At 61.0% G+C, this 20,348-nt stretch carries 19 protein-coding genes; 8 read left to right on the forward strand and 11 right to left on the reverse strand.

Annotated elements, in window-relative coordinates; translation table 11 throughout:
- Positions 1–39 precede the first annotated feature (39 nt).
- On the forward strand, positions 40–450 hold the full coding sequence (gene mscL / locus AB5Y54_RS12635) for a large-conductance mechanosensitive channel protein MscL (protein ID WP_010673746.1): 411 nt from the start codon (positions 40–42) through the stop codon (positions 448–450).
- Positions 451–522: 72 nt separating this feature from the next.
- Here the strand turns inward: mscL and xerD are convergent, their stop codons facing one another.
- Positions 523–1,422, reverse strand: coding sequence for a site-specific tyrosine recombinase XerD (gene xerD / locus AB5Y54_RS12640; RefSeq protein WP_368153888.1), 900 nt, complete (start codon positions 1,420–1,422; stop codon positions 523–525).
- Between the two features lie 183 nt (positions 1,423–1,605).
- On the opposite strand from xerD, the gene fldB reads away from it, so the two are divergent.
- The 4 genes from fldB (at position 1,606) to AB5Y54_RS12660 (ending at position 5,894) form a co-directional block, all read left to right on the forward strand.
- A complete protein-coding gene (fldB, locus tag AB5Y54_RS12645) occupies positions 1,606–2,124 on the forward strand; it encodes a flavodoxin FldB (protein ID WP_045525638.1) in 519 nt (172 codons plus the stop codon).
- A gap of 402 nt (positions 2,125–2,526) precedes the next feature.
- The gene (locus AB5Y54_RS12650; protein ID WP_045525639.1) at positions 2,527–3,927 is read left to right on the forward strand and encodes a TldD/PmbA family protein; all 1,401 of its coding nucleotides are present in this window, start codon (positions 2,527–2,529) and stop codon (positions 3,925–3,927) included.
- 106 nt (positions 3,928–4,033) lie between these two features.
- On the forward strand, positions 4,034–5,374 hold the full coding sequence (locus AB5Y54_RS12655) for a TldD/PmbA family protein (RefSeq protein ID WP_368153889.1): 1,341 nt from the start codon (positions 4,034–4,036) through the stop codon (positions 5,372–5,374).
- 142 nt (positions 5,375–5,516) lie between these two features.
- Positions 5,517–5,894 (forward strand): VOC family protein, encoded by a 378-nt coding sequence (locus AB5Y54_RS12660; RefSeq protein WP_010673739.1) that lies wholly within the window; start codon positions 5,517–5,519, stop codon positions 5,892–5,894.
- Positions 5,895–5,965: 71 nt separating this feature from the next.
- On the opposite strand, the gene AB5Y54_RS12665 is transcribed toward AB5Y54_RS12660, so the two are convergent.
- Positions 5,966–6,892, reverse strand: a complete 927-nt coding sequence (locus AB5Y54_RS12665) for a L,D-transpeptidase family protein (protein ID WP_041212511.1) — start codon at positions 6,890–6,892, stop codon at positions 5,966–5,968.
- Between the two features lie 443 nt (positions 6,893–7,335).
- On the opposite strand from AB5Y54_RS12665, the gene yegQ reads away from it, so the two are divergent.
- Positions 7,336–8,700: a tRNA 5-hydroxyuridine modification protein YegQ gene (gene yegQ, locus AB5Y54_RS12670; RefSeq protein ID WP_010675357.1), complete on the forward strand. Its 1,365-nt coding sequence runs from the start codon at positions 7,336–7,338 to the stop codon at positions 8,698–8,700.
- A 1-nt stretch (position 8,701) separates the two neighbouring features.
- Entirely contained in the window at positions 8,702–8,950 is a 249-nt protein-coding gene (locus tag AB5Y54_RS12675; RefSeq protein WP_201984944.1) for a YfhL family 4Fe-4S dicluster ferredoxin, read from the forward strand.
- Positions 8,951–9,148: 198 nt separating this feature from the next.
- Here AB5Y54_RS12675 and AB5Y54_RS12680 read toward each other — a convergent pair whose 3' ends face one another.
- On the reverse strand, positions 9,149–9,541 hold the full coding sequence (locus AB5Y54_RS12680) for a DUF1090 domain-containing protein (protein WP_039041125.1): 393 nt from the start codon (positions 9,539–9,541) through the stop codon (positions 9,149–9,151).
- 160 nt (positions 9,542–9,701) lie between these two features.
- Between AB5Y54_RS12680 and AB5Y54_RS12685 the strand changes: the two genes are divergently transcribed.
- Positions 9,702–10,055: a DsrE/DsrF/TusD sulfur relay family protein gene (locus AB5Y54_RS12685; protein WP_010675361.1), complete on the forward strand. Its 354-nt coding sequence runs from the start codon at positions 9,702–9,704 to the stop codon at positions 10,053–10,055.
- A gap of 3 nt (positions 10,056–10,058) precedes the next feature.
- On the opposite strand, the gene AB5Y54_RS12690 is transcribed toward AB5Y54_RS12685, so the two are convergent.
- The 8 genes from AB5Y54_RS12690 to rimP all read right to left on the reverse strand — a co-directional run bounded on the left by AB5Y54_RS12690 (position 10,059) and on the right by rimP (position 20,277).
- Complete coding sequence (locus AB5Y54_RS12690; protein WP_201984948.1) at positions 10,059–11,270, reverse strand: MFS transporter; 1,212 nt, start codon at positions 11,268–11,270, stop codon at positions 10,059–10,061.
- A gap of 142 nt (positions 11,271–11,412) precedes the next feature.
- On the reverse strand, positions 11,413–13,551 hold the full coding sequence (gene pnp / locus AB5Y54_RS12695; RefSeq protein ID WP_029314766.1) for a polyribonucleotide nucleotidyltransferase: 2,139 nt from the start codon (positions 13,549–13,551) through the stop codon (positions 11,413–11,415).
- A 180-nt stretch (positions 13,552–13,731) separates the two neighbouring features.
- Entirely contained in the window at positions 13,732–14,001 is a 270-nt protein-coding gene (rpsO, locus tag AB5Y54_RS12700; protein ID WP_010675364.1) for a 30S ribosomal protein S15, read from the reverse strand.
- A 135-nt stretch (positions 14,002–14,136) separates the two neighbouring features.
- Positions 14,137–15,087, reverse strand: coding sequence for a tRNA pseudouridine(55) synthase TruB (gene truB, locus AB5Y54_RS12705; protein ID WP_010675365.1), 951 nt, complete (start codon positions 15,085–15,087; stop codon positions 14,137–14,139).
- A 1-nt stretch (position 15,088) separates the two neighbouring features.
- Complete coding sequence (gene rbfA, locus AB5Y54_RS12710; protein ID WP_010675366.1) at positions 15,089–15,523, reverse strand: 30S ribosome-binding factor RbfA; 435 nt, start codon at positions 15,521–15,523, stop codon at positions 15,089–15,091.
- Positions 15,524–15,578: 55 nt separating this feature from the next.
- Positions 15,579–18,281, reverse strand: coding sequence for a translation initiation factor IF-2 (gene infB / locus AB5Y54_RS12715; RefSeq protein WP_043153231.1), 2,703 nt, complete (start codon positions 18,279–18,281; stop codon positions 15,579–15,581).
- A gap of 20 nt (positions 18,282–18,301) precedes the next feature.
- Positions 18,302–19,804, reverse strand: coding sequence for a transcription termination factor NusA (gene nusA / locus AB5Y54_RS12720; protein WP_201984949.1), 1,503 nt, complete (start codon positions 19,802–19,804; stop codon positions 18,302–18,304).
- Between the two features lie 14 nt (positions 19,805–19,818).
- A complete protein-coding gene (gene rimP, locus AB5Y54_RS12725) occupies positions 19,819–20,277 on the reverse strand; it encodes a ribosome maturation factor RimP (RefSeq protein WP_010675370.1) in 459 nt (152 codons plus the stop codon).
- Positions 20,278–20,348 lie beyond the last annotated feature (71 nt).

Consider the following 20,348-nt stretch of genomic DNA (forward strand, 5'->3'; position numbering starts at 1 on the left):
TGCGCTCAGGTGGCACGTCGTCCATTTCTAGGGGGAAAAATGAGTCTGATTCAAGAGTTCAAGGCCTTTGCATCCAGGGGCAATGTGATCGACATGGCGGTCGGTATCATCATAGGTGCCGCCTTTGGCAAGATTGTCTCCTCCTTCGTGGGAGACGTGATCATGCCCCCCATCGGGCTGATCCTGGGGGGCGTGGATTTCAGCGATCTCGCCGTGACCCTGAAGGCCGCCGAAGGGGATGCCCCTGCCGTGGTCATCGCCTACGGCAAGTTCATCCAGACCTGTATCGACTTCCTGATCATCTCCTTCGCCATCTTCATGGGGCTCAAGGCCATCAACACCCTGAAGAAGAAGCAGGAAGAGGAAGCCGCTGCCCCGGCCGGCCCCACCAAGGATCAGGAGCTGCTGACCGAGATCCGCGACTTGCTGAAATCCCAGCAGGGGAAATAACCGTTTCCTCCCTGTCGTGTGCTGAAAAAAACCGCCTTCGGGCGGTTTTTTGTTGCAAGGCAGGTGAGGCGATCAGGCTCTGGGGTGGTGCTGGCCGTGCAGTGCCTTGAGCCGCTCGTTGGCCACGTGGGTATAGATCTGGGTGGTGGAGAGATCCGCGTGGCCCAGCAGCATCTGCACCACTCGCAGATCGGCGCCGTGATTGAGCAGGTGGGTGGCGAAGGCGTGACGCAGGGTGTGGGGGGAGAGTTCCCCCCTGATGCCGGCTCTCAGGGCATAGAGCTTGATGCGGTGCCAGAAGGTCTGGCGGGTCATCATCCGGGCCCGCTTGGAGGGGAACACCACGTCCGAGCTGGTGCCACCCAGCAGCAGAGTGCGCCCCTCCCGGTAGTAGCGCTCCAGCCAGTGCACCGCCTCCTCCCCCATGGGTACCAGGCGCTCCTTGTTGCCCTTGCCCACCACTCGCACCAGCCCCTGGCGCAGGCTGACGTGTTCAGCGGTCAGCCCCACCAGCTCGGACACCCGCAGCCCGGTGGCGTAGAGCAGCTCGAGCATTGCTTTGTCCCGCAGCTCCAGCGGGTCGTCCACCAGGGGCGCTTGCAGCAGCGCCTCCACCTCGGCTTCGTTCAGATCCGATGGCAGCTTTTTGGGGAGCTTTGGCCCCTCCAGCAGCACGGTGGGATCGTCGCTGCGCAGCTTCTCGCGATTGAGGTACTGGTAGAAGCGGCGCAGGGCCGAGAGGAAACGGGCCGTGCTGCTGGCCGCGAACTGATGGTCCACCCGCCAGGCGAGGTAGTGCTGGATGTCGTCCAGCCCCGCCAGCAGCAGGGAACCGCCTTGCTCATCGAGCCAGAGGGCAAATTTTTCCAGGTCGGTGCGATAGGAGCTGACCGTGTTGTCGGAGAGCCCCCGCTCCAGCCAGAGGGCGTCGAGAAACGGCTCGATCAGGGGATGGGATTCTGCTTTGCTCATGGTGCGCCGCGCTCAGGGAAACAGGTCGCCATTGTAACGTGCCGACCCACCCGGGCCGCAAGGCAAGGCTGCACATCCCCTCAGGCGGTGAAGAGCCCGGTGCAATCTGCTAGACTGGCGCCCTCCCCCCGGGCGCCGCTGTGCCGGTCACGCCCCTTGCCGACTGCGATCAAGAGAAGAGCGATGAAGATAGGTTTGTTTTATGGCTCCACCACATGCTACACCGAGATGGCCGCCGAGAAGATCCGCGCCCTCATCGGCCCCGAGCTGGTCGATCTCCACAACATCAAGGATGTGCCCCTCGCCCGCATGCAGGAGTACGACATCCTGATCCTGGGCATCTCCACCTGGGACTTCGGCGAGCTGCAGGAGGACTGGGAATCTCGCTGGGAAGACATCGCCGACCTGCATCTGGAGGGACGCATCATCGCCCTGTTTGGCATGGGCGATCAGCTGGGCTATGGGGAGTGGTATCAGGATGCCCTCGGCCTGCTGCACGATCAGCTGGTCCCCAAGGAGGTTAAGCTGGTGGGCTACTGGCCCAACGAGGGGTACGAGTTTGACGCCTCCAAGGCGCTCATCGACGATGGCCGTCACTTCGTCGGGCTTGCCCTCGATGACGCCAACCAGTACGACCAGACCGAGTCCCGCATCGAGCAGTGGGTCGACCAGATCCTGAGCGAGATCCACGAACTGCTCTGACCCTGATCGCCTGGATGTTCGACGACGCCGGCCAATGGACGACCAGACCGACCCCGTATCGAGCAGTGGGTCGACCAGATCCTGAGCGAGATCCACGAACTGCTCTGATACTGATCGCCTGGATGTTCGACGACGCCAGCCAATGGACGACCAGACCGACCCCGCATCGAGCAGTGGGTCGACCAGATATCAAGCGAGCGCCATGAGCGGCGCCAACCTCCCCTGCCGGTAGCCTGCGCTCGGGCTGCCGGGCGCATAAATCGTACCGATTTTCTCGTTTGGTATCATCGGCTGACGCTATAGCGACTTTTTGCTTCTGGTCTGCAACAATGAGGTCGACACCCCATAACAACACAACGCCGGGTGTCGGAAGCAAACGGACAGACCAGAAAAGGATATTCTATGACTTCATTCTCCCTGTTGGCCCCCGCCATCGCCCGCGACGTGCTCGATCACGCGCTGGCGCTGGGTGCCGACTTCGCCGAGCTGTTTGTGGAGCGCAAGCGCCGCAGCCAGCTCAGCCTGCTCTCCAGCCAGATAGAGAACATCAGCGGTGGTCTCGACTTCGGTATCGGCGTTCGCCTGTGCTACGGCCACAAGGTGCTCTACGGCTACACCAACCTGGCCGATCGCAACGAGCTCTTGCGCATCGTTACCCTGCTGGCGGCCAAGGACAGGCGTGACCCCGTGGTCACCGCCACCGCCTTTGACTTCACCCGCCTGACCGACCGCAACCCGATCGCTCTGCCGCTGTCGGCCGACAAGCTGCTGGAGCAGAAGATCGCCTACCTGCATGCCATGGACGCTGCGGCCCGCGCCGAGAGCGACAAGGTGAGCCAGTTCTCGGGCAACGTGCTCGGCTGGGAGCAGGAGGTGGAGATCTTCAACAGCGAAGGGGTGCAGGTGAGCGATCGCCGCCACTACAACCGCATCATGGCCCAGACCATCGCCCTGGACGGGGGCGAGCAGAGCGTAGGTTATGAAGCCCCCGGTGCCATGAAGGGATGGGAACATGCCGAGAGCATCGATCCCCGCGAGCTGGCTCTCACCGCCACCCGCCAGGCACTGGTGAAGCTGGGAGCCGCCCCCTGCCCGAGCGGCAAGCTGCCGGTCATCATGGAGAGCGGCTTTGGCGGCGTCATCTTCCACGAGGCGTGCGGTCACCTGCTGGAGACCACCTCGGTGGCCAAGAAGGCATCCGTGTTCCACGACAAGATGGGCCAGCTCATCGCCAACCCCGCGGTCAGCGCGGTGGACGAGGGCTTGCAGGGCAACGCCTGGGGCTCCATCAACGTCGATGACGAGGGGATGGCGACCCAGCACACCCAGCTCATCAAGGACGGCGTGCTGACCGGCTTCCTGGTGGACAGAATGGGGGCCCTTCGCACCGGCTACGCCCGCACCGGTTCCGGGCGCCGGGAATCCTACAAGTTCGCCCCCGCCTCCCGCATGCGCAACACCTATATCGAACCGGGCAACTACAGCCTCGACGACATGCTGGCAACCGTGGAGCACGGCATCTATGCCAAGCGGATGGGGGGTGGCTCTGTGCAGCCTGGTACCGGCGAGTTCAACTTCAACGTGCAGGAGGCCTACCTCATCGAAGGGGGCAGGATCACCCGGCCCCTCAAGTCGGCCACCCTGATCGGCACCGGCCCGCAGGTATTGAAGGAGATCTCCATGGTGGGGCGCGATCTGGCCCTCTCCGCCGGCATGTGCGGCTCGGTCTCCGGATCCATTCCAGCCTCGGTCGGCCAGCCCCCGCTCAAGGTTGACAGCATTCTGGTCGGAGGGAACGCCTGATGAACATCCATGACACTCTATGCGGTTCCATCTCCTGCCTCATTCGCGTTTCAGTCAGCCAGCCGCCGCTCAAGGTTGACAATATTCTGGTCGGAGGGAACGCCTGATGAGCCAGCTCGACATGAACCAACTGCTTGCCCGTCTGCTGGACCAGGTCGCCGATCTGGGTGCCGAGGCAGACGTCATCGCCAATCAGGAGAAGGCCTTCTCCCTCAAGGCCGACAAGGGCGAACTCAGTGAATACAAGGTCACCAGCAGCCAGCAGATCGGCATTCGCCTCATCAAGGAAGGCCGGGTCGGCATCGCCTATTCCGAGTCCCTCGACGCGTCGGCCCTGGACGCCATGGTGCAGGATGCGCTCGATGCGAGCCGCTTCGCCAAGGTGGACCCGGATCAGCGCATCACAGTGCAGCAGAGCAGGCTCATCACCGACTGCGCCGAGATACATCAGGCCGACACCACGGCGGTGGAAGAGAAGATCGCCCTGACCCTGCGCCTCGAGTCCGACATGCTGGCCCTGCCGGACGTGACCGGCGCCCCCTACAACGGCTTCTTCGAGGGGGAGAGCCGCCTCTGGCTTGCCAACAGCCAGGGCAGCCTCTGCGAACATCAGGAATTCAGCGTCGGCTGCCACAGCTCCGCTCTCATCGAGCGGGAGGGCCGCCAGTCCATGCACTACCAGGGACAGTACACACGGCGCTTCGACGAGTTGGAGAGCCAGCCTCTCATCCGCCAGATCCACGCCGTGGCCGATGGCCTGCTGATGGGTGAGGCGGTGCCGAGCGGTCGCTACAGCGTCATCTTCAGCACCCACTGCTTTGCCAGCCTGTTTGGCTGCTTCCAGTCCGCCCTGTCTGGCAAGTGGGCCCAGCAGGGGATCAACCCCTGGCGCGACAAGCTGGGCCAAAGCGTGGCGTCTCGCTGGCTCACCCTGGAGAGCCGTGCCTATATGCCGGGGGGCATGAAGATCAAGGCGTTTGACGGCGAAGGAGCCGCCACCTCGGATCTCCTGCTCATCGGCGAGGGAGAGCTCAAGACCCTGCTGCACAACAGCGCCACCGCCCGTCACTTCGGCGTGACGAGCAACGGTGCAGCCGCCCGCAGTGCCCGCAGTGCCCTGGACGTGGCCCCTCGTCACCTGGTGTTCGGGCTCGGCCCCCACGGCGAGGCCGAGGTACAAAGCGGTGAGTACCTGGAGCTGGTCAAGCTGGACGGCCTGCACTCTGGGGCCGATGCGGTGAGCGGCGACTTCTCGTTCGGCGCCTCCGGCTTCCTCTGCCGAAATGGCGAGCGCGTGGCGCCGGTACGCGGCATCACGGTGGCGGGCAACTTCTATCGTCTGCTCGGGGAGCTGGAAGCGGTCGGCAACCAGCTGCACCACGACGATGGCAAGGACTTCTATGCCCCGCTGATCCGCTTTGGCGGGCTCAGCATTGCCGGCAAATAAGAGGGGGAGCCTTACTCGGCTCTTCCCCCTACAAGCGGCGCCATCAGGCGCCGCTTTTTTTATCCATGGCGCCCCCCGACAGCCACTTCTAACCTCAAAGAGCCACCGACCGCGTTGGCCGGGAACTCTGGAGAATACGACGATGGACAACACCCTGGTCTGGGCCGACATTCCGACACGGGATCTGGATCGTGCCATGGACTTCTACTCGGCCCTGCTCGATGTGCAGGTCACCCCCATCCAGGAAGAGACCATGCGCTTTGCCATGCTGCGCCACGACGGCAGTAACGCGGCGGCCTGTCTCGGCCCCATGGACAAATATCACCAGCCCGGCGGTGCCGGTCCCCTCATCTATCTCTCCCTCGGTGATAGGCTGCAGGAGGCGGAGCTGCTGGTCCCCCGGCTCGGCGGGCGGGTGCTGGAGCCTCTGCACAGCATCGGCAGCGGTCATGGCTCCCGGGTCATCATCGAAGATACCGAAGGCAACTGGCTGGCCCTCTATGCCCCACCAGCCAGCTGACGTCCGGATACGCAGAAACAACAACGGCGACCTGATGGTCGCCGTTGTTGTTTAACTGCACTTGCCGGCCATTACGCCTCTGGATTGAGGCGGGTCGGGATGCCGGTACGCTGTTCCAGCACCTGCTTGACCACGTTGGAATCGCTGTCAGCGTGGGCGATGAAGCGGGTGGTAGCCGGGGTCATGGGCAGCGGCACTGAGGCGGTGGAGTTGAACTCTTCCTCGGTGCGCGACAGCGGCTCGTGCACTTCCATGTAGCGACCGCCATCCGGCTCGACCGTGGTCTTGACCGGCTGGTTGACGAACTGGACGCGGGTGCCGACCGGCACATGATCGAACAGGTACTTGATGTCGTCGGCGCGCAGGCGCACGCAGCCGCTGCTCACCCGCAGACCGATGCCGAAGGTGGCGTTGGTGCCGTGGATGGCGTACAGGTTGCCGATGTAGAGCGCGTGCAGGCCCATGGGGTTGTCCGGGCCGGCCGGCCAGACCGCGGGCAGGGTCTTGCCCTGGGCGGCGTAGCGTCGACGGATATTCTCGGTCGGGGTCCAGGTCGGGTTGGCACGCTTGCGCTCAACCTTGGTGATCCAGTTCTCCGGGGTGTTGACCCCGAGCTGGCCGATGCCGATGGGCAGCACATGCACCACGTTCTTGCCCTTCGGGTAGTAATAGAGACGCATCTCGGCCACGTTGATGACGATCCCTTCGCGGGGAGCGTTGGGCAGGATCAGCTGATGGGGAATGATCAGCGTGCTGCCCGCCTTGGGCAGGTAGGGGTCGACGCCCGGGTTGGCTTCCATGATGTTGGTCAGACCCAGCTGGAAGTCGGAGGCGATCTGCTCCAGCGGACGGTTGTCTGCGGGCACCACGTATTCCTGGTTCTCACCGATCAGGCGGCTGTTGGCTGCAGGCAGCTGGTATTCAACGGCGGCGGCCTGCTGGCTGACCAGCGCCAGCGTACATAAAAGAGCCGAAGCGGCAATGCGAAGGGGATTCATAAAATTCCTGTATGGTTTCCTGTTCCTGTGGGCCTTTGCCCTGCTCATCATCGGTCTCTTGTGGGCCCGTCACCGGGGACCAACAACCGAGCGCGCATTCTTTCCCGAGCAGGGCAAAATTTCAACTTGGAGATGGTCTTTTTCGCCGAAAAGATCCATTTCACCGCCAACTCGGGGGCCTCTTTCACCCCTTGCACTCTAGCAACCCCAGTCTGAGCGTAAAATGAACATGGCGCAGGCATGCCAAGACCGTCCCAAATTGCATGACGAGGCAGTCACGAGTACAATCTCGCACCCCGTATATCCGGAGTATCGAGTCACCTCCTGCTCCGATGTACCCCCATCGGATGGGCGTGCGTCGAAGACGGTCGCGCCACCGATGAACCCACACGACGCCATCAGGTGGCGCCGTCCTGATTTGCAATCAGATATAAGAGTCCAACATGTTCAGACCAGAATTGCTCTCCCCTGCCGGGACCCTCAAGAACATGCGCTACGCCTATGCCTATGGTGCAGACGCCGTCTATGCGGGCCAGCCGCGCTACAGCCTGCGGGTACGCAACAACGAATTCGATCACGAGAATCTGCAGCTCGGCATCAACGAGGCCCATGCCCTCGGCAAGCAGTTCTATGTGGTGGCCAACATCCAGCCCCACAACTCCAAGCTCAAGACCTTCATCCGCGACATGCGCCCCGTGGTGGATATGAAGCCGGATGCACTCATCATGTCCGACCCCGGCCTCATCATGATGATGCGCGAAGCCTTCCCCGACATGCCTATCCACCTCTCGGTGCAGGCCAACGCGGTCAACTGGGCCACGGTGAAGTTCTGGCATCAGATGGGCCTGACCCGTGCCATCCTCTCCCGCGAGCTGTCTCTCGACGAGATCGAGGAGATCCGCATGCAGGTGCCGGAGATGGAACTGGAAGTCTTCGTCCACGGGGCGCTGTGCATGGCCTACTCCGGCCGCTGCCTGCTCTCCGGCTACATCAACAAGCGTGACCCCAACCAGGGTACCTGCACCAACTCCTGCCGCTGGGAGTACAAGGTGCACGAGGGCAAGGAAGATGACGTGGGCCAGATCGTCCACCGCCAGGAGCCCATCGCCGTGCAAAAGGTGGATCCGACCCTGGGCGCAGGCAAGCCGACCGATGCCCTGGTGCTGCTGGAAGAGTCCAACCGCCCGGGCGAGTTCATGACTGCGTTTGAAGACGAGCACGGCACCTACATCATGAACTCCAAGGATCTGCGCGCCGTCGAGCACGTTGAGCGCCTGACCAAAATGGGCGTTCATTCCCTGAAAATCGAAGGCCGTACCAAGTCCTTCTACTACTGCGCCCGTACCGCCCAGGTCTATCGCAAGGCCATCGACGATGCGGTGGCTGGCCGTCCGTTCGATCCGACCCTGATGGGCACCCTCGAGAACCTGGCCCACCGCGGCTACACCGAGGGCTTCCTGCGCCGTCACAACCACAGCGAATACCAGAACTACGACTACGGTTACTCCGTCTCCGACACCCAGCAGTTCGTCGGCGAGATCACCGGTCGCAATGGTGACATGGTCGAAGTCGAGGTGAAGAACAAGTTCCTGCTGGGCAACAGCCTGGAGCTGATGACCCCCCAGGGCAACCTCAGCTTCAACCTGGAGCAGATGCAGAACCGCAAGGGCGAGCTCATCGACACCGCGCCGGGCAACGGCCACGTGGTCTACGTGCCGGTTCCCAAGGAGATCGACGTGAATTACGGCATCCTGCTGCGCAACCTCGGCGAGCGCGAGGATACCCGTCAACCTCACTCGGCGGCCTGAGATGGCACTGCTCATCACCGACAAGTGCATCAACTGTGACATGTGCGATCCGGAGTGTCCGAACCAGGCCATCACCCTGGGGAGCAAGATCTACGAGATAGACCCGGATCGCTGCACCGAATGCGTCGGCCACTATGAGAAGCCCACCTGCATCAGCGTCTGCCCCATCGATTGCATCATCTGGGATCCCGCCCATGTGGAGAGCGAAGATCAGTTGATGGAAAAGTTCGTGCGGATGCACAGGCAGTAGCTGTAGCACCTGCATCAGCATCTGCGCCCTATGGACGGCATCCTCCGAGATCCCGTCCATAGGGTGGAAACCGAAGATCAGTTGATGGAAAAGTTCGTGCGGATGCACAGGCAGTCAGCGTCTGACACTCGCTGGCGCATTATCCAGAAATAGAAAAAGCCGGGCATGCCCGGCTTTTTCTATTGCGCTGCCCTTCCCTCAGGGTTTGACCAGTTTTTGCAGCGCCTCGAGTTCGCGCTGGGCTTCCAGCAACTCGGCCTGGGACTCCTCCAGCTTGGACTGCTTCTTGGCAATCTTGTCCGGCTTGCCCGATACCCGTGCGCTCTGCAACTCGGCCAGCCGCTCTTCCACTTCTTCCCTCTGCTTGACCACCTTGCGTTGCTGCTCCTCAAGGAGCCCGGCATCGGTACAATGGGCCTCCAGGTTGCGCAGTGCCCGCTCAAGGCCGGCTACCTGCTCCTGGTTGTTGTGCGCCCTGGCGAACGCAAGCTGATCCGTCACGGCCTGCTGTCTGGCCTTGCAGCCGATGTTTTCACTACCATAGGCTTGTCCGGCCAACAACAATAAGCCTATTCCGGCGATCTTCCACATAACAACCTCTTTGTTCTGTCATACTGGATGGCCGTCCATGAAACCTGACTCCCTGTGTGAGGTCAAGACACACGGGGCCGGGCTACGACAGAGTGTGCTCTGCATCATGCCGGGCCGCTTTCGCCGAGGCTACAATGGCCCTTTCAATCAGGAGAGCCACATGACCCAACACATTCTCATCATTGCCAACGGCGCCCCCTATGGCAGCGAGTCCCTGTTCAATGCCCTGCGCCTCGGCATCGCCCTCAAAGAGGAGGGAAAGGTAGACCTCAACCTCTTCCTGATGTCGGATGCCGTCACTGCTGCTCTGGCCGGGCAGGCTCCGGCCGAGGGCTACAACCTGCGCCAGATGCTGGAGATACTGCTGGCTCAGGGCACCCGGATCCGGCTTTGCAAGAGCTGCACCGATGCGCGCGGCATCACCCCGCTACCCCTTGTCGAGGGCATAGAGATAGGCACCCTCCCCTTGCTGGCCCAATGGACTCTGGCCGCCGACAAGGTGCTGACCTTCTAGCCGTCAGGGCCCGGCCCGGACCAGCGCTGGGCGCGAGGTCCGGGTACTCAGACCATAGAGCATCAGGATCACCAGGCAGAGCAGCGCCATCAGGGCGTAAAGCCAGCTCCCGCCCCAGTGGGCCAGCACCCAGCCTCCCAGCAAGGCCCCCATGGCCACCCCGAGTCCGGAGATGGAGGCCGCCCCGAAATAGCTCCCCTTCAAATGACCAGGCGCCATCTGATCGATCAGCACATTGAGCAAGGGGAAGAGGATGCACTCCCCGACGCTCAGGAGGATCACCGCCACTATCCAGTGCCACCAGATGGCGGTATCCCCCAGCGCAAACTGCAACTGGGCGCCGAGAAAGAGCGCCACCCCGAATTGCAGCTTGCGCCACGTGGACCAGCGGGCAGTCAGGTGCAGCAGGGGGAACTGCAGCATCACTATGGTCAGCGCATTGGTCGTCACCAGCCAGCCGATGAGCCGCTCCACCTCCGGCGTCCCCGCGCGGGTCAGATACTGGATGAGGGGCGACTCGAACTGGGCATATACCAGCATCAGCAGCAGATTGGCCATGATCAGCAGCAGAAACCCCCTGTCTTGCCAGAGCACCCGCAGCACGGCACGCATGCCGGGCCCGGCCGCCTGGCTGGTGTGGCAACCTGCCAGCCTGAACCCGATGACAAAGACGATACCAAGCAGCAGATAGCTGGCACTGAGCAACAGGAAGGTCTCCTGACGCGCGCTCAGGCCATAGGTGACGCCGAGCAGAGGACCGATGGCCGCCCCCAGGTTGAGCAGGAAATAACGCAGGTGCAGCGCCAGCTCACGGGCTTTGGGCTCGGCCAGATTGTCGGCCATCAGTGCCTTGCCCGGTGAGTCGATGAGACCGTAGGAGAGTCCGCTGCCGATCACCCCGAGTGCCAGCCAGCCCACCTGGTGGGAGAGGCCGAGCAGGGCCACGCTGGCGGCGGAAACCAGGCAGCCGAACAGCAGGATGTTGCGCCGCCCCCATTTGTCCGAGAGCCAGCCGCCATAGAAGCTGACAAGAGTGGAAAGCGCCGCCGTGGCCCCCAGGATGGCGCCTATCAGGGTCGCCGAAAGTCCGTAGTCACGGTAGAGCAGGATGGAGAGAAAGGGCCAGACCATGAAGAAGGTGGTACGCACCATGAAAGTGCCCAGAATGACGATCCAGACCAGGGAAGGAAACTGCCTGAGGTAGGCCCATGACATGCTGCAATTCCTTTTGCCAACGAAGCGGGGTCGTCCCTTATATCAAGGGGCGCCAAAAGGAACAAGGAGACAATCTGCGCCATGCCGGGCGACAGGCACAAAAAAGCCGACCCAAGGGTCGGCTCTTTCACATACGGCAGCCTTATTCGGCAGCCGGCTCTTCGACGGCAACGGCAGCAGGAGCAGCAGCCGCTTCGGTCGGTGCGTTCGCTTCCTTGATGGAGAGACGCACACGGCCCTGACGGTCCACTTCCAGTACCTTCACCTTCACCACGTCACCGATTTTCAGGAAGTCTGCCACGTTCTGCACGCGGGCATCGGTGATCTGGGAGATGTGCACCAGACCGTCTTTACCCGGCAGGATGTTGACGAAGGCGCCGAAGTCAGCCAGGCGCACGACCTTGCCTTCGTAGATGCGGTTCACTTCGATCTCGGCGGTGATGGCCTCGATGCGGCGGATCGCTTCCATGGCGGCTTCGTTGGCCACGGCGGAGATGCGAACGGTACCGTCATCATCCAGCTCGATGTTGGTGCCGGTCTCTTCGGTCAGTGCACGGATCACGGAACCACCCTTGCCGATCACATCCTTGATCTTCTCAGGATTGATCTTGATGGTGTGGATGCGCGGTGCGAAATCGGAGATCTGAGCACGGGGAGCCTGGATAGCTTCGTCCATCACTTTCAGGATGTGCAGACGAGCGCCACGAGCTTGCTTCAGCGCAATCTCCATGATCTCTTTGGTGATGCCTTCGATCTTGATGTCCATCTGCAGCGCGGTCACACCTTCGCTGGTACCGGCTACCTTGAAGTCCATGTCGCCCAGGTGATCTTCGTCACCCAGGATGTCGGACAGCACGACGAAACCTTCCTCTTCCTTCACCAGACCCATGGCGATACCGGCAACGGAGGCCTTGATCGGCACACCGGCATCCATCAGCGCCAGGGAGGAACCACAGACAGACGCCATGGAGGAGGAACCGTTGGATTCGGTGATTTCAGAGACCACGCGCACCACGTACGGGAACTCGGCGGCGCTCGGCATCACGGCAGCAACGCCGCGCTTGGCCAGACGGCCGTGACCGATCTCACGACGCTTCGGGCTGCCCATCATGCCGGTCTCGCCGACGCAGTAGGGCGGGAAGTTGTAGTGCAGCATGAAGCGATCGGCGCGATTGCCGGTCAGCTCGTCGATGTTCTGGGCGTCACGCTCGGTACCCAGCGTGGCCACCACGATGGCCTGAGTTTCACCACGGGTGAACAGGGCAGAACCGTGGGCACGGGGCAGAATGCCGGTACCGACGGAGAGGGCGCGGATCATTTCCGGATCGCGACCGTCGATACGCGGCTCACCACGTACTACGCGACCACGGACGATGCGGCTCTCCAGGCTGTGGAACTCTTCGCCGATCTTCTTGGCATCTTCTTCCACGCCGGATGCGATGACTTGCTCGACCACGCGGCCCTTGATGGCAGCGATGGTTTCGTAGCGAACAGCCTTCTCGGTGATGCGGTAGGCTTCACCCAGTTCAGCGGTGGCCAGTTCGGCAACTTTGGCTTTCAGCGCTTCGTTGACGGCAGGCGGGGTCCAGTCCCAGGGCTTGGTACCGACGTCGGCAGCGAATTCGTTGATGGCGTTGATCACGGTCTGCATCTGCTCGTGACCGTAGACCACGGCGCCCAGCATCACCTCCTCGGAGAGGATGGCCGCTTCGGATTCCACCATCAGCACCGCATTGGCAGTACCGGCAACCACCAGATCCAGATCGCTCTGGGGCAGTTCGGTGGTGGTCGGGTTCAGCACGTACTGGCCGTTCATGTAACCCACGCGGGCTGCACCGATCGGGCCGCCGAACGGGATGCCGGAGATGGCCAGGGCCGCAGAGGCACCGATCATGGCAACGATGTCGGGAGAAACGGCCGGGTTCACGGACATGACGGTGGCAACCACCTGAACCTCATTGAGGAAGCCTTCCGGGAACAGCGGACGGATGGGACGGTCGATCAGACGGGAGATGAGGGTCTCACCCTCGCTCGGACGGCCTTCACGACGGAAGAAACCACCCGGGATACGACCAGCAGCATAGGTACGCTCCTGATAGTTGACGGTCAGCGGGAAGAAATCACGGCCGTGATCGGCCTCTTTCTTGCCAACGACAGTCACGAAGACACAGGTATCGTCCATGCTGACCATGACGGCCGCAGTGGCTTGACGGGCCATCACACCGGTTTCCAGTGTGACGGTGTGTTGACCGTACTGGAATGACTTTACAATAGGATTCACGTGAATTTCCTTTTAACAATTTGGCGCTTTAAATTCGCGTGCAAGTATACTTGATTCGCATCAAAAGGTAAGCGCGGACGTCAATTCTGTGAGGCAGGCAACGGCCTGCATCCTGTTTGAAACGGGCAATAAAAAAGGGGAACCTCGCGGTTCCCCTTTTTTGCGAAATCTGATGGTCGATTAACGACGCAGACCCAGCTTGGCGATCAGAGCAGCGTAACGCTGAACGTCTTTACGCTTCAGGTAGTCCAGCAGCTTACGACGCTGGGAAACCATGCGCAGCAGACCGCGACGACCGTGGTGATCCTTGGCGTGCTCCTTGAAGTGACCTTGCAGATGGTTGATCTGGGCAGTCAGCAGGGCAACTTGCACTTCGGGGGAACCGGTGTCGTTGGCGCCACGAGCGTTGTCGGCAACGATTTGAGCTTTGATCTCAGCATTTAGAGACATGGTATTACTCCAGTAGAGTGTTTAAAGGTTCACAGCCAATCTCTAATTCAGCCGTGAAATGAGGGCGGTATCATAATCGTCCCCGCCCCTTTTCGCAACGGGAAAGACGCGTGACAGACCGATACCGCCTGAGGATCACTCCTCGTCGTGGTAGCGAACCAGACGCTTGGGCGCCACGCGCCCCTCGTCATCGATCTCGCCAACCCCGATGAATTCGCGCTCCGGGCCAACCGTCATGCGGACCTGGCCACTTTGGGGGCTACCTGCCACCTGCACGGCCTGACCCTGGTTCACATAGGCGGCCACGGCGACCAGCATGTTCACCTCGGGCAGAGAGGCCACGGCGGTGTCCATCGGCAGCAACAGGGGATCCAGCTGCTCCCGTGGCGGAATGCTTTCGGCCTTGGCCTGCTCGAAGATACACTCGAGCTGCTCCAGGGTCAGCATCCGCTCGTAGGGGTAGCTCGCCACCTGAGTGCGACGCAGCTGGGTGACGTGAGCACCACAGCCCAGCACTTCCCCCAGATCGTCCACCAGGGAGCGGATATAGGTACCCTTGCTGCAATGCACTTCCAGCTTCACCTCGTCCCCCTCGAAGCCGAGCAGTTTGAGTTCGAAGATGGTGATGGGACGGGCTTCCCGCTCGATCTCGATCCCTTCACGGGCATATTCGTAGAGCGGGCGGCCGTTGTGCTTGAGGGCGGAGTACATGGACGGCACCTGCATGATGGGGCCGCGGAACTGGTCAAGCGCCTCGATCAGGGTACCCACGGCCACGTTCACCGGGCGGGTGGAGACCACCTCGCCGTCGGAGTCGCTGGTATTGGTCCGCTCGCCGAGCTTGGCGGTCACCTCATAGCGCTTGTCCGCTTCCAGCAGATACTGGGAGAACTTGGTGGCCTCCCCGAGGCAGATCGGCAACATGCCGGTGGCCAGGGGGTCCAGGGCGCCGGTATGGCCAGCCTTGGCGGCGTTGTAGATCCGCTTGACCTTCTGCAACACATCGTTGGAAGTCAGGCCGGTCGGTTTGTCCAGCAGCAGGATGCCGTGTACGTCACGGCCTTTGAAACGACGTCTACGAGACATCTCAGGCGTTATCCTCAGTCGTGTCATCCGGTGCGGATTGCTCTTCGTCACGACCGGCTTCAGTCATGCGACGCTTGTCTTCACGCACAGTGTTGGTCACCAGGTTGGAGAGGCGCATCCCCTCGACCAGGGTCTGGTCGTAGTAGAAACGCAGCTCGGGCACCACCCGCAGACGCATGGCGCTACCCAGCAGGCTGCGGATGTAACCGGCAGCCTCGGTCAGGCCCTTGAGCCCTTCCTTGATGCGCTCGGCGTCATTCTCCAGTTGCAAGAAGGTGACATAAACCTTGGCATAGTTGAGGTCCTTGGAGACCTCCACGTCGGAGACGGTCACCATGCCGATGCGCGGGTCTTTCACCTCGCGCTGCAGGATCAGCGCGATTTCACGCTGGATCTGCTGTCCGACCCGACGGGTCCGGCTGAATTCTCTGGCCATATTCTATCCTGCGATAAAAGGGGGCCGCGGCCCCCTATTTTGTCTAACGCTCGGCTTACAGAGTCCGTTGAATTTCAACAGTCTCGTACACCTCGATCTGGTCGCCTTCGCGCACGTCGTTGTAGTTCTTGACCGCGATACCACACTCGTAGCCGTTGCGAACTTCGTTGACGTCATCCTTGAAGCGGCGCAGGGATTCCAGCTCGCCTTCATAGATAACCACGTTGTCACGCAGAACGCGAATGCGGTTGGAACGCTTGACCACACCTTCGGTAACCATACAGCCGGCAACAGCGCCGAACTTCGGCGACTTGAAGACGCTACGCACTTCAGCCAGACCGATGATCTCCTGACGATACTCAGGAGCCAGCTTGCCGCTCATGGCCTGCTTCACTTCGTCGATCAGGTCATAGATGACGGAGTAGTAACGCAGATCCAGGCTCTCGGATTCGATGACCTTGCGCGCAGAAGCGTCGGCACGGACGTTGAAGCCCACCAGAATGGCGCTGGAAGCCGCGGCCAGGGTCGCGTCGGTTTCGGTGATGCCACCTACGCCGGAACCCACGATCTTCACCTTCACTTCGTCGGTGGAGAGTTTGACCAGCGCATCGCAGATCGCTTCCACAGAGCCTTGTACATCGGCCTTGATCACCACGTTCACTTCGGACACTTCGCCCTCGGTCATGTTGGCGAACATGTTTTCCAGCTTGGCCTTCTGCTGGCGAGCCAGCTTGACTTCGCGGAACTTGCCCTGACGGTAGAGCGCCACTTCACGGGCTTTCTTCTCGTCACGCACGACCGTGGCTTCGTCACCGGCAGAGGGAACGCCGGACAGACCCAGAATTTCCACTGGCAGAGAGGGACCTGCTTCTTTGATCTCGCGACCCAGTTCGTCACGCATGGCGCGCACCCGGCCGTATTCGAGACCGCACAGCACGATGTCGCCCTGACGCAGAGTACCTTCCTGTACCAGCACGGTGGCAACCGGACCACGACCTTTATCCAGGAAGGATTCGATCACGACGCCGTTGGCCATGCCGTCAACCACCGCTTTCAGCTCCAGGACTTCGGCCTGGATCAGGATGGCTTCCAGCAGGTCGTCGATGCCTTCGCCAGACTTGGCGGAGACGTGCACGAACTGGCAATCGCCACCCCAGTCTTCGGACATGACGTTGTAACGGGCCAGCTCGGTCTTGACGCGATCCGGATCCGCTTCAGGCTTGTCGATCTTGTTCACCGCAACAACCAGCGGCACACCGGCCGCCTTGGCGTGCTGGATAGCTTCGATGGTTTGCGGCATCACGCCGTCGTCAGCTGCAACAACCAGAACAACGATGTCGGTCGCCTTGGCACCGCGAGCACGCATGGAGGTAAACGCCGCGTGACCCGGGGTATCCAGGAAGGTGATCATCCCGCTGTCGGTCTGTACGTGGTACGCACCGATGTGCTGGGTAATGCCACCGGCTTCGCCTGCGGCGACCTTGGCTTTACGGATATAGTCCAGCAGCGAGGTCTTGCCGTGATCGACGTGACCCATGATGGTCACGACCGGCGCGCGCGGCTTGGCTTCGGAGGTTTCGTCACGATCGGACAGTACCGCCTCTTCCAGCTCGTTCTCACGACGCAGCACTACCTTGTGACCCATCTCCTCGGCGACCAGCTGAGCGGTCTCCTGGTCGATCACCTGGTTGATGGTAGCCATGGCACCCATCTTCATCATCACCTTGATGACTTCAACGCCCTTGACGGCCATCTTGTTGGCAAGCTCCGCCACTGTGATGGTCTCGCCGATGACGACGTCACGGTTGACCACGGCAGCCGGCTTGTTGAAGCCGTGTTTCATGGCGTTCGGCATGGCCATCTTGCCACGCTTGCCTTTGCGGGCACGGGGATCGCGGGAGTTGCGGTCATTGCGGTCGTCTTCGCGACGGCCGACTTTCTTCGGCGCCTTGGCAGCGGCAGCCGTGCGACGGCTGGTCTCTTCCTTACGATCCAACTCATCTTCGGCCGCTTGCGCGTGCTTGTTGGTGGTCAGATGGTAATCGCTGCTCTCTTTGGCGCGAGCCGCTTCTTCTTCAGCCCAGCGGGCCGCATTCTGTTCCGCCATGATGCGAGCCTCTTCGGCTTTCTTCGCGGCGAGTTCTTCAGCTTTTTGCAAAGCTGTCTGTTCCTGTTGGCGCTTCAGTTCTTCTGCTTCGCGCTTGGCCATCTTTTCTGCCTCTTGCTGAGCTGTGCTACCGGCTGCTTTGGCGGGCTGTTGAGCCTGTCGAGCCTTCTGTTGTGCCTCGATCCGCGCCTTTTCCTCAGCTTCACGACGAGCCTGCTCAGCCTCACGGCGAGCCTTCTCTTCAGCGTCGAGGCGGGCCTTCTCTTCGGCCTCGCGACGAGCTTTTTCTTCTGCTTCCAAACGCGCTGTTTCCTCGGCTTCCGCCTGGCGCTGTTCATCTTCCAGCGCCGAGCGTCTTACATAGGTGCGAGACTTGCGCACTTCTACCTGCACTTCCTTGTTCTTGCCACCAGTCCCCTGAACACTCAGAGTGCTCTTGGTCTTGCGCTGCAAGGTCATGCGAGCAGGTGCGGTGACCTCGTCACCTCCATGCTGTTTCTTCAGATGTGCCAGCAGAGTCTGTTTCTCAGACTCGCTGACCATGTCGTCGGCCTTGCTCTTCACGATGCCGGCATCGACAAACTGCTGGAGAAGACGATCAACCGGCGTGTCGATGTCAGTGGCAAGTTGCTTAACTGATACTTCTGCCATTCATTTTCCTCCGTTTGACCTTATTCAGACTGCTCTTCTCCGAACCAACAGATATTGCGAGCAGCCATAATGAGCTCACCTGCCTTCTCGGCGGTCAACTCTTCGATGTCGGCAAGGTCATCGATACCTTGCTCTGCCAAATCTTCCAGGGTGCCGACGCCGCGAGCGGCCAGGGCATAGGCCATTTCACGACCGAGACCGGAGAGATTGAGCAGTTCTTCGGAAGGCTCGACGCCTTCAAAGGATTCTTCTTTGGCCAGGGCCTTGGTGGTCAGGGCATCCTTGGCACGCTTGCGCAGCTCTTCGACCATGTCTTCATCCAGACCGTCGATGGCCAGCAGCTCGTTGACCGGGACGAAGGCGATCTCTTCCAGGGTGGAGAAGCCCTCTTCCATCAGCAGGCCGGCGAAATCGTCGTCGATGTCGAGGGTGCTGGTGAACAGCGTCAGGATGCGGTCGTTCTCGGCCTGGTGCTTGGCACGCATGTCCTCGACGGTCATCACGTTCAGTTCCCAACCGGTCAGCTGGGAGGCCAGACGTACGTTCTGACCGTTGCGGCCGATGGCCTGGGCCAGGTTGGCTGCTTCCACGGCGATGTCCATGGTGTGGTTGTCTTCATCGACAATGATGGAGGCCACATCGGCTGGCGCCATGGCGTTGATCACGTATTGGGCCGGGTTGTCATCGTACAGCACGATGTCGGCACGCTCACCGCTCAGCTCGGCGGAGACGGCCTGAACGCGGGCACCACGCATGCCGATACAGGCACCGATCGGGTCAATACGACGATCGTTGGTCTTCACCGCGATCTTGGCGCGGGAACCCGGATCACGGGCGGCGCCCATGATTTCGATCATCTCTTCGCCGATTTCCGGCACTTCGATGCGGAACAGCTCTTTCAGGAAGTCCGGGCTGGAGCGGCTGACGAACAGCTGGGAACCACGGGCTTCCGGACGCACGGCGTAGAGCAGGCCACGGATACGGTCGCCGGGACGGAAGGTCTCACGGGGCAGCATGTCGTCACGGAAGATCACGGCTTCGGCATTGCTGCCCAGATCCAGGATCACGTTGTCGCGGTTGCTCTTCTTGACCACGCCGCTGATGATGGTGCCTTCCTTGTCCTTGAACTGGTCAACGATTTGGGAACGCTCAGCCTCGCGCACTTTCTGCACGATGACCTGCTTGGCGGTCTGGGTGGTGATACGGTCGAAGGTCACAGAGTCAATCTGGTCTTCAACATAGTCGCCGATCTGGATATCCGGCTGCTCGATCTGAGCGGCTTCGAGGGTGATTTCCCCGTACGGGTTCTCCATGGAAGCCTGATCGGCCACCACGACCCAACGGCGATAGGTGTCGTAGTCACCGGTCTTGCGATCGATCTCGACACGCACTTCAATCTCGCCTTCGTATTTTTTCTTGGTCGCAGTCGCCAGCGCAGTCTCCAGAGCCTGGAAAATCTTCTCGCGGGGGACAGCCTTCTCGTTGGACACAGCGTCAACGACCAGCAAAATCTCTTTATTCATATCCGATAGCCTCGTTAACCAAAGTTCGGCACTATGTTCGCTTTTTGGATATTGGTGAAAGCCAACACCTCGTCCTTACCATCTACCGTCAGAGTGATCATGTCCCCCTGCACGGCTTTGATTACGCCTTTGAACTTGCGGCGGTTGTTTGTTGCCATCCGAAGCGTTACCGCCGCCTCCTGGCCAACGTATTTTTCGAACTGGGCGACCTTGAACAGTGGACGATCCAGACCCGGGGAAGACACCTCAAGGTAGTACTCCTCGGTGATGGGATCTTCGACATCCATGATGGCGCCGACCTGGCGGCTCACCTCGGCACAGTCTTCCACCGTCACGCCTTGCTCCGAGTCGATGAAAACGCGCAAGGTCGAGTGCTTACCCGCACGGATAAACTCGATACCCCACAGTTCAAAACCCAAGGCAACGACCGGAGCCTCGAGCAGATCGGTCAAACGTTGTTCCAACGTAGCCAAAGTCACCCTCCGAAAAACGAAAAAAGGGCATATAGCCCAGATAGAAATAGATTCAGAGTAAATTGCACATA

This window comes from Aeromonas sp. s9 (assembly GCF_040907765.1).
Lineage (GTDB): Bacteria > Pseudomonadota > Gammaproteobacteria > Enterobacterales > Aeromonadaceae > Aeromonas > Aeromonas caviae.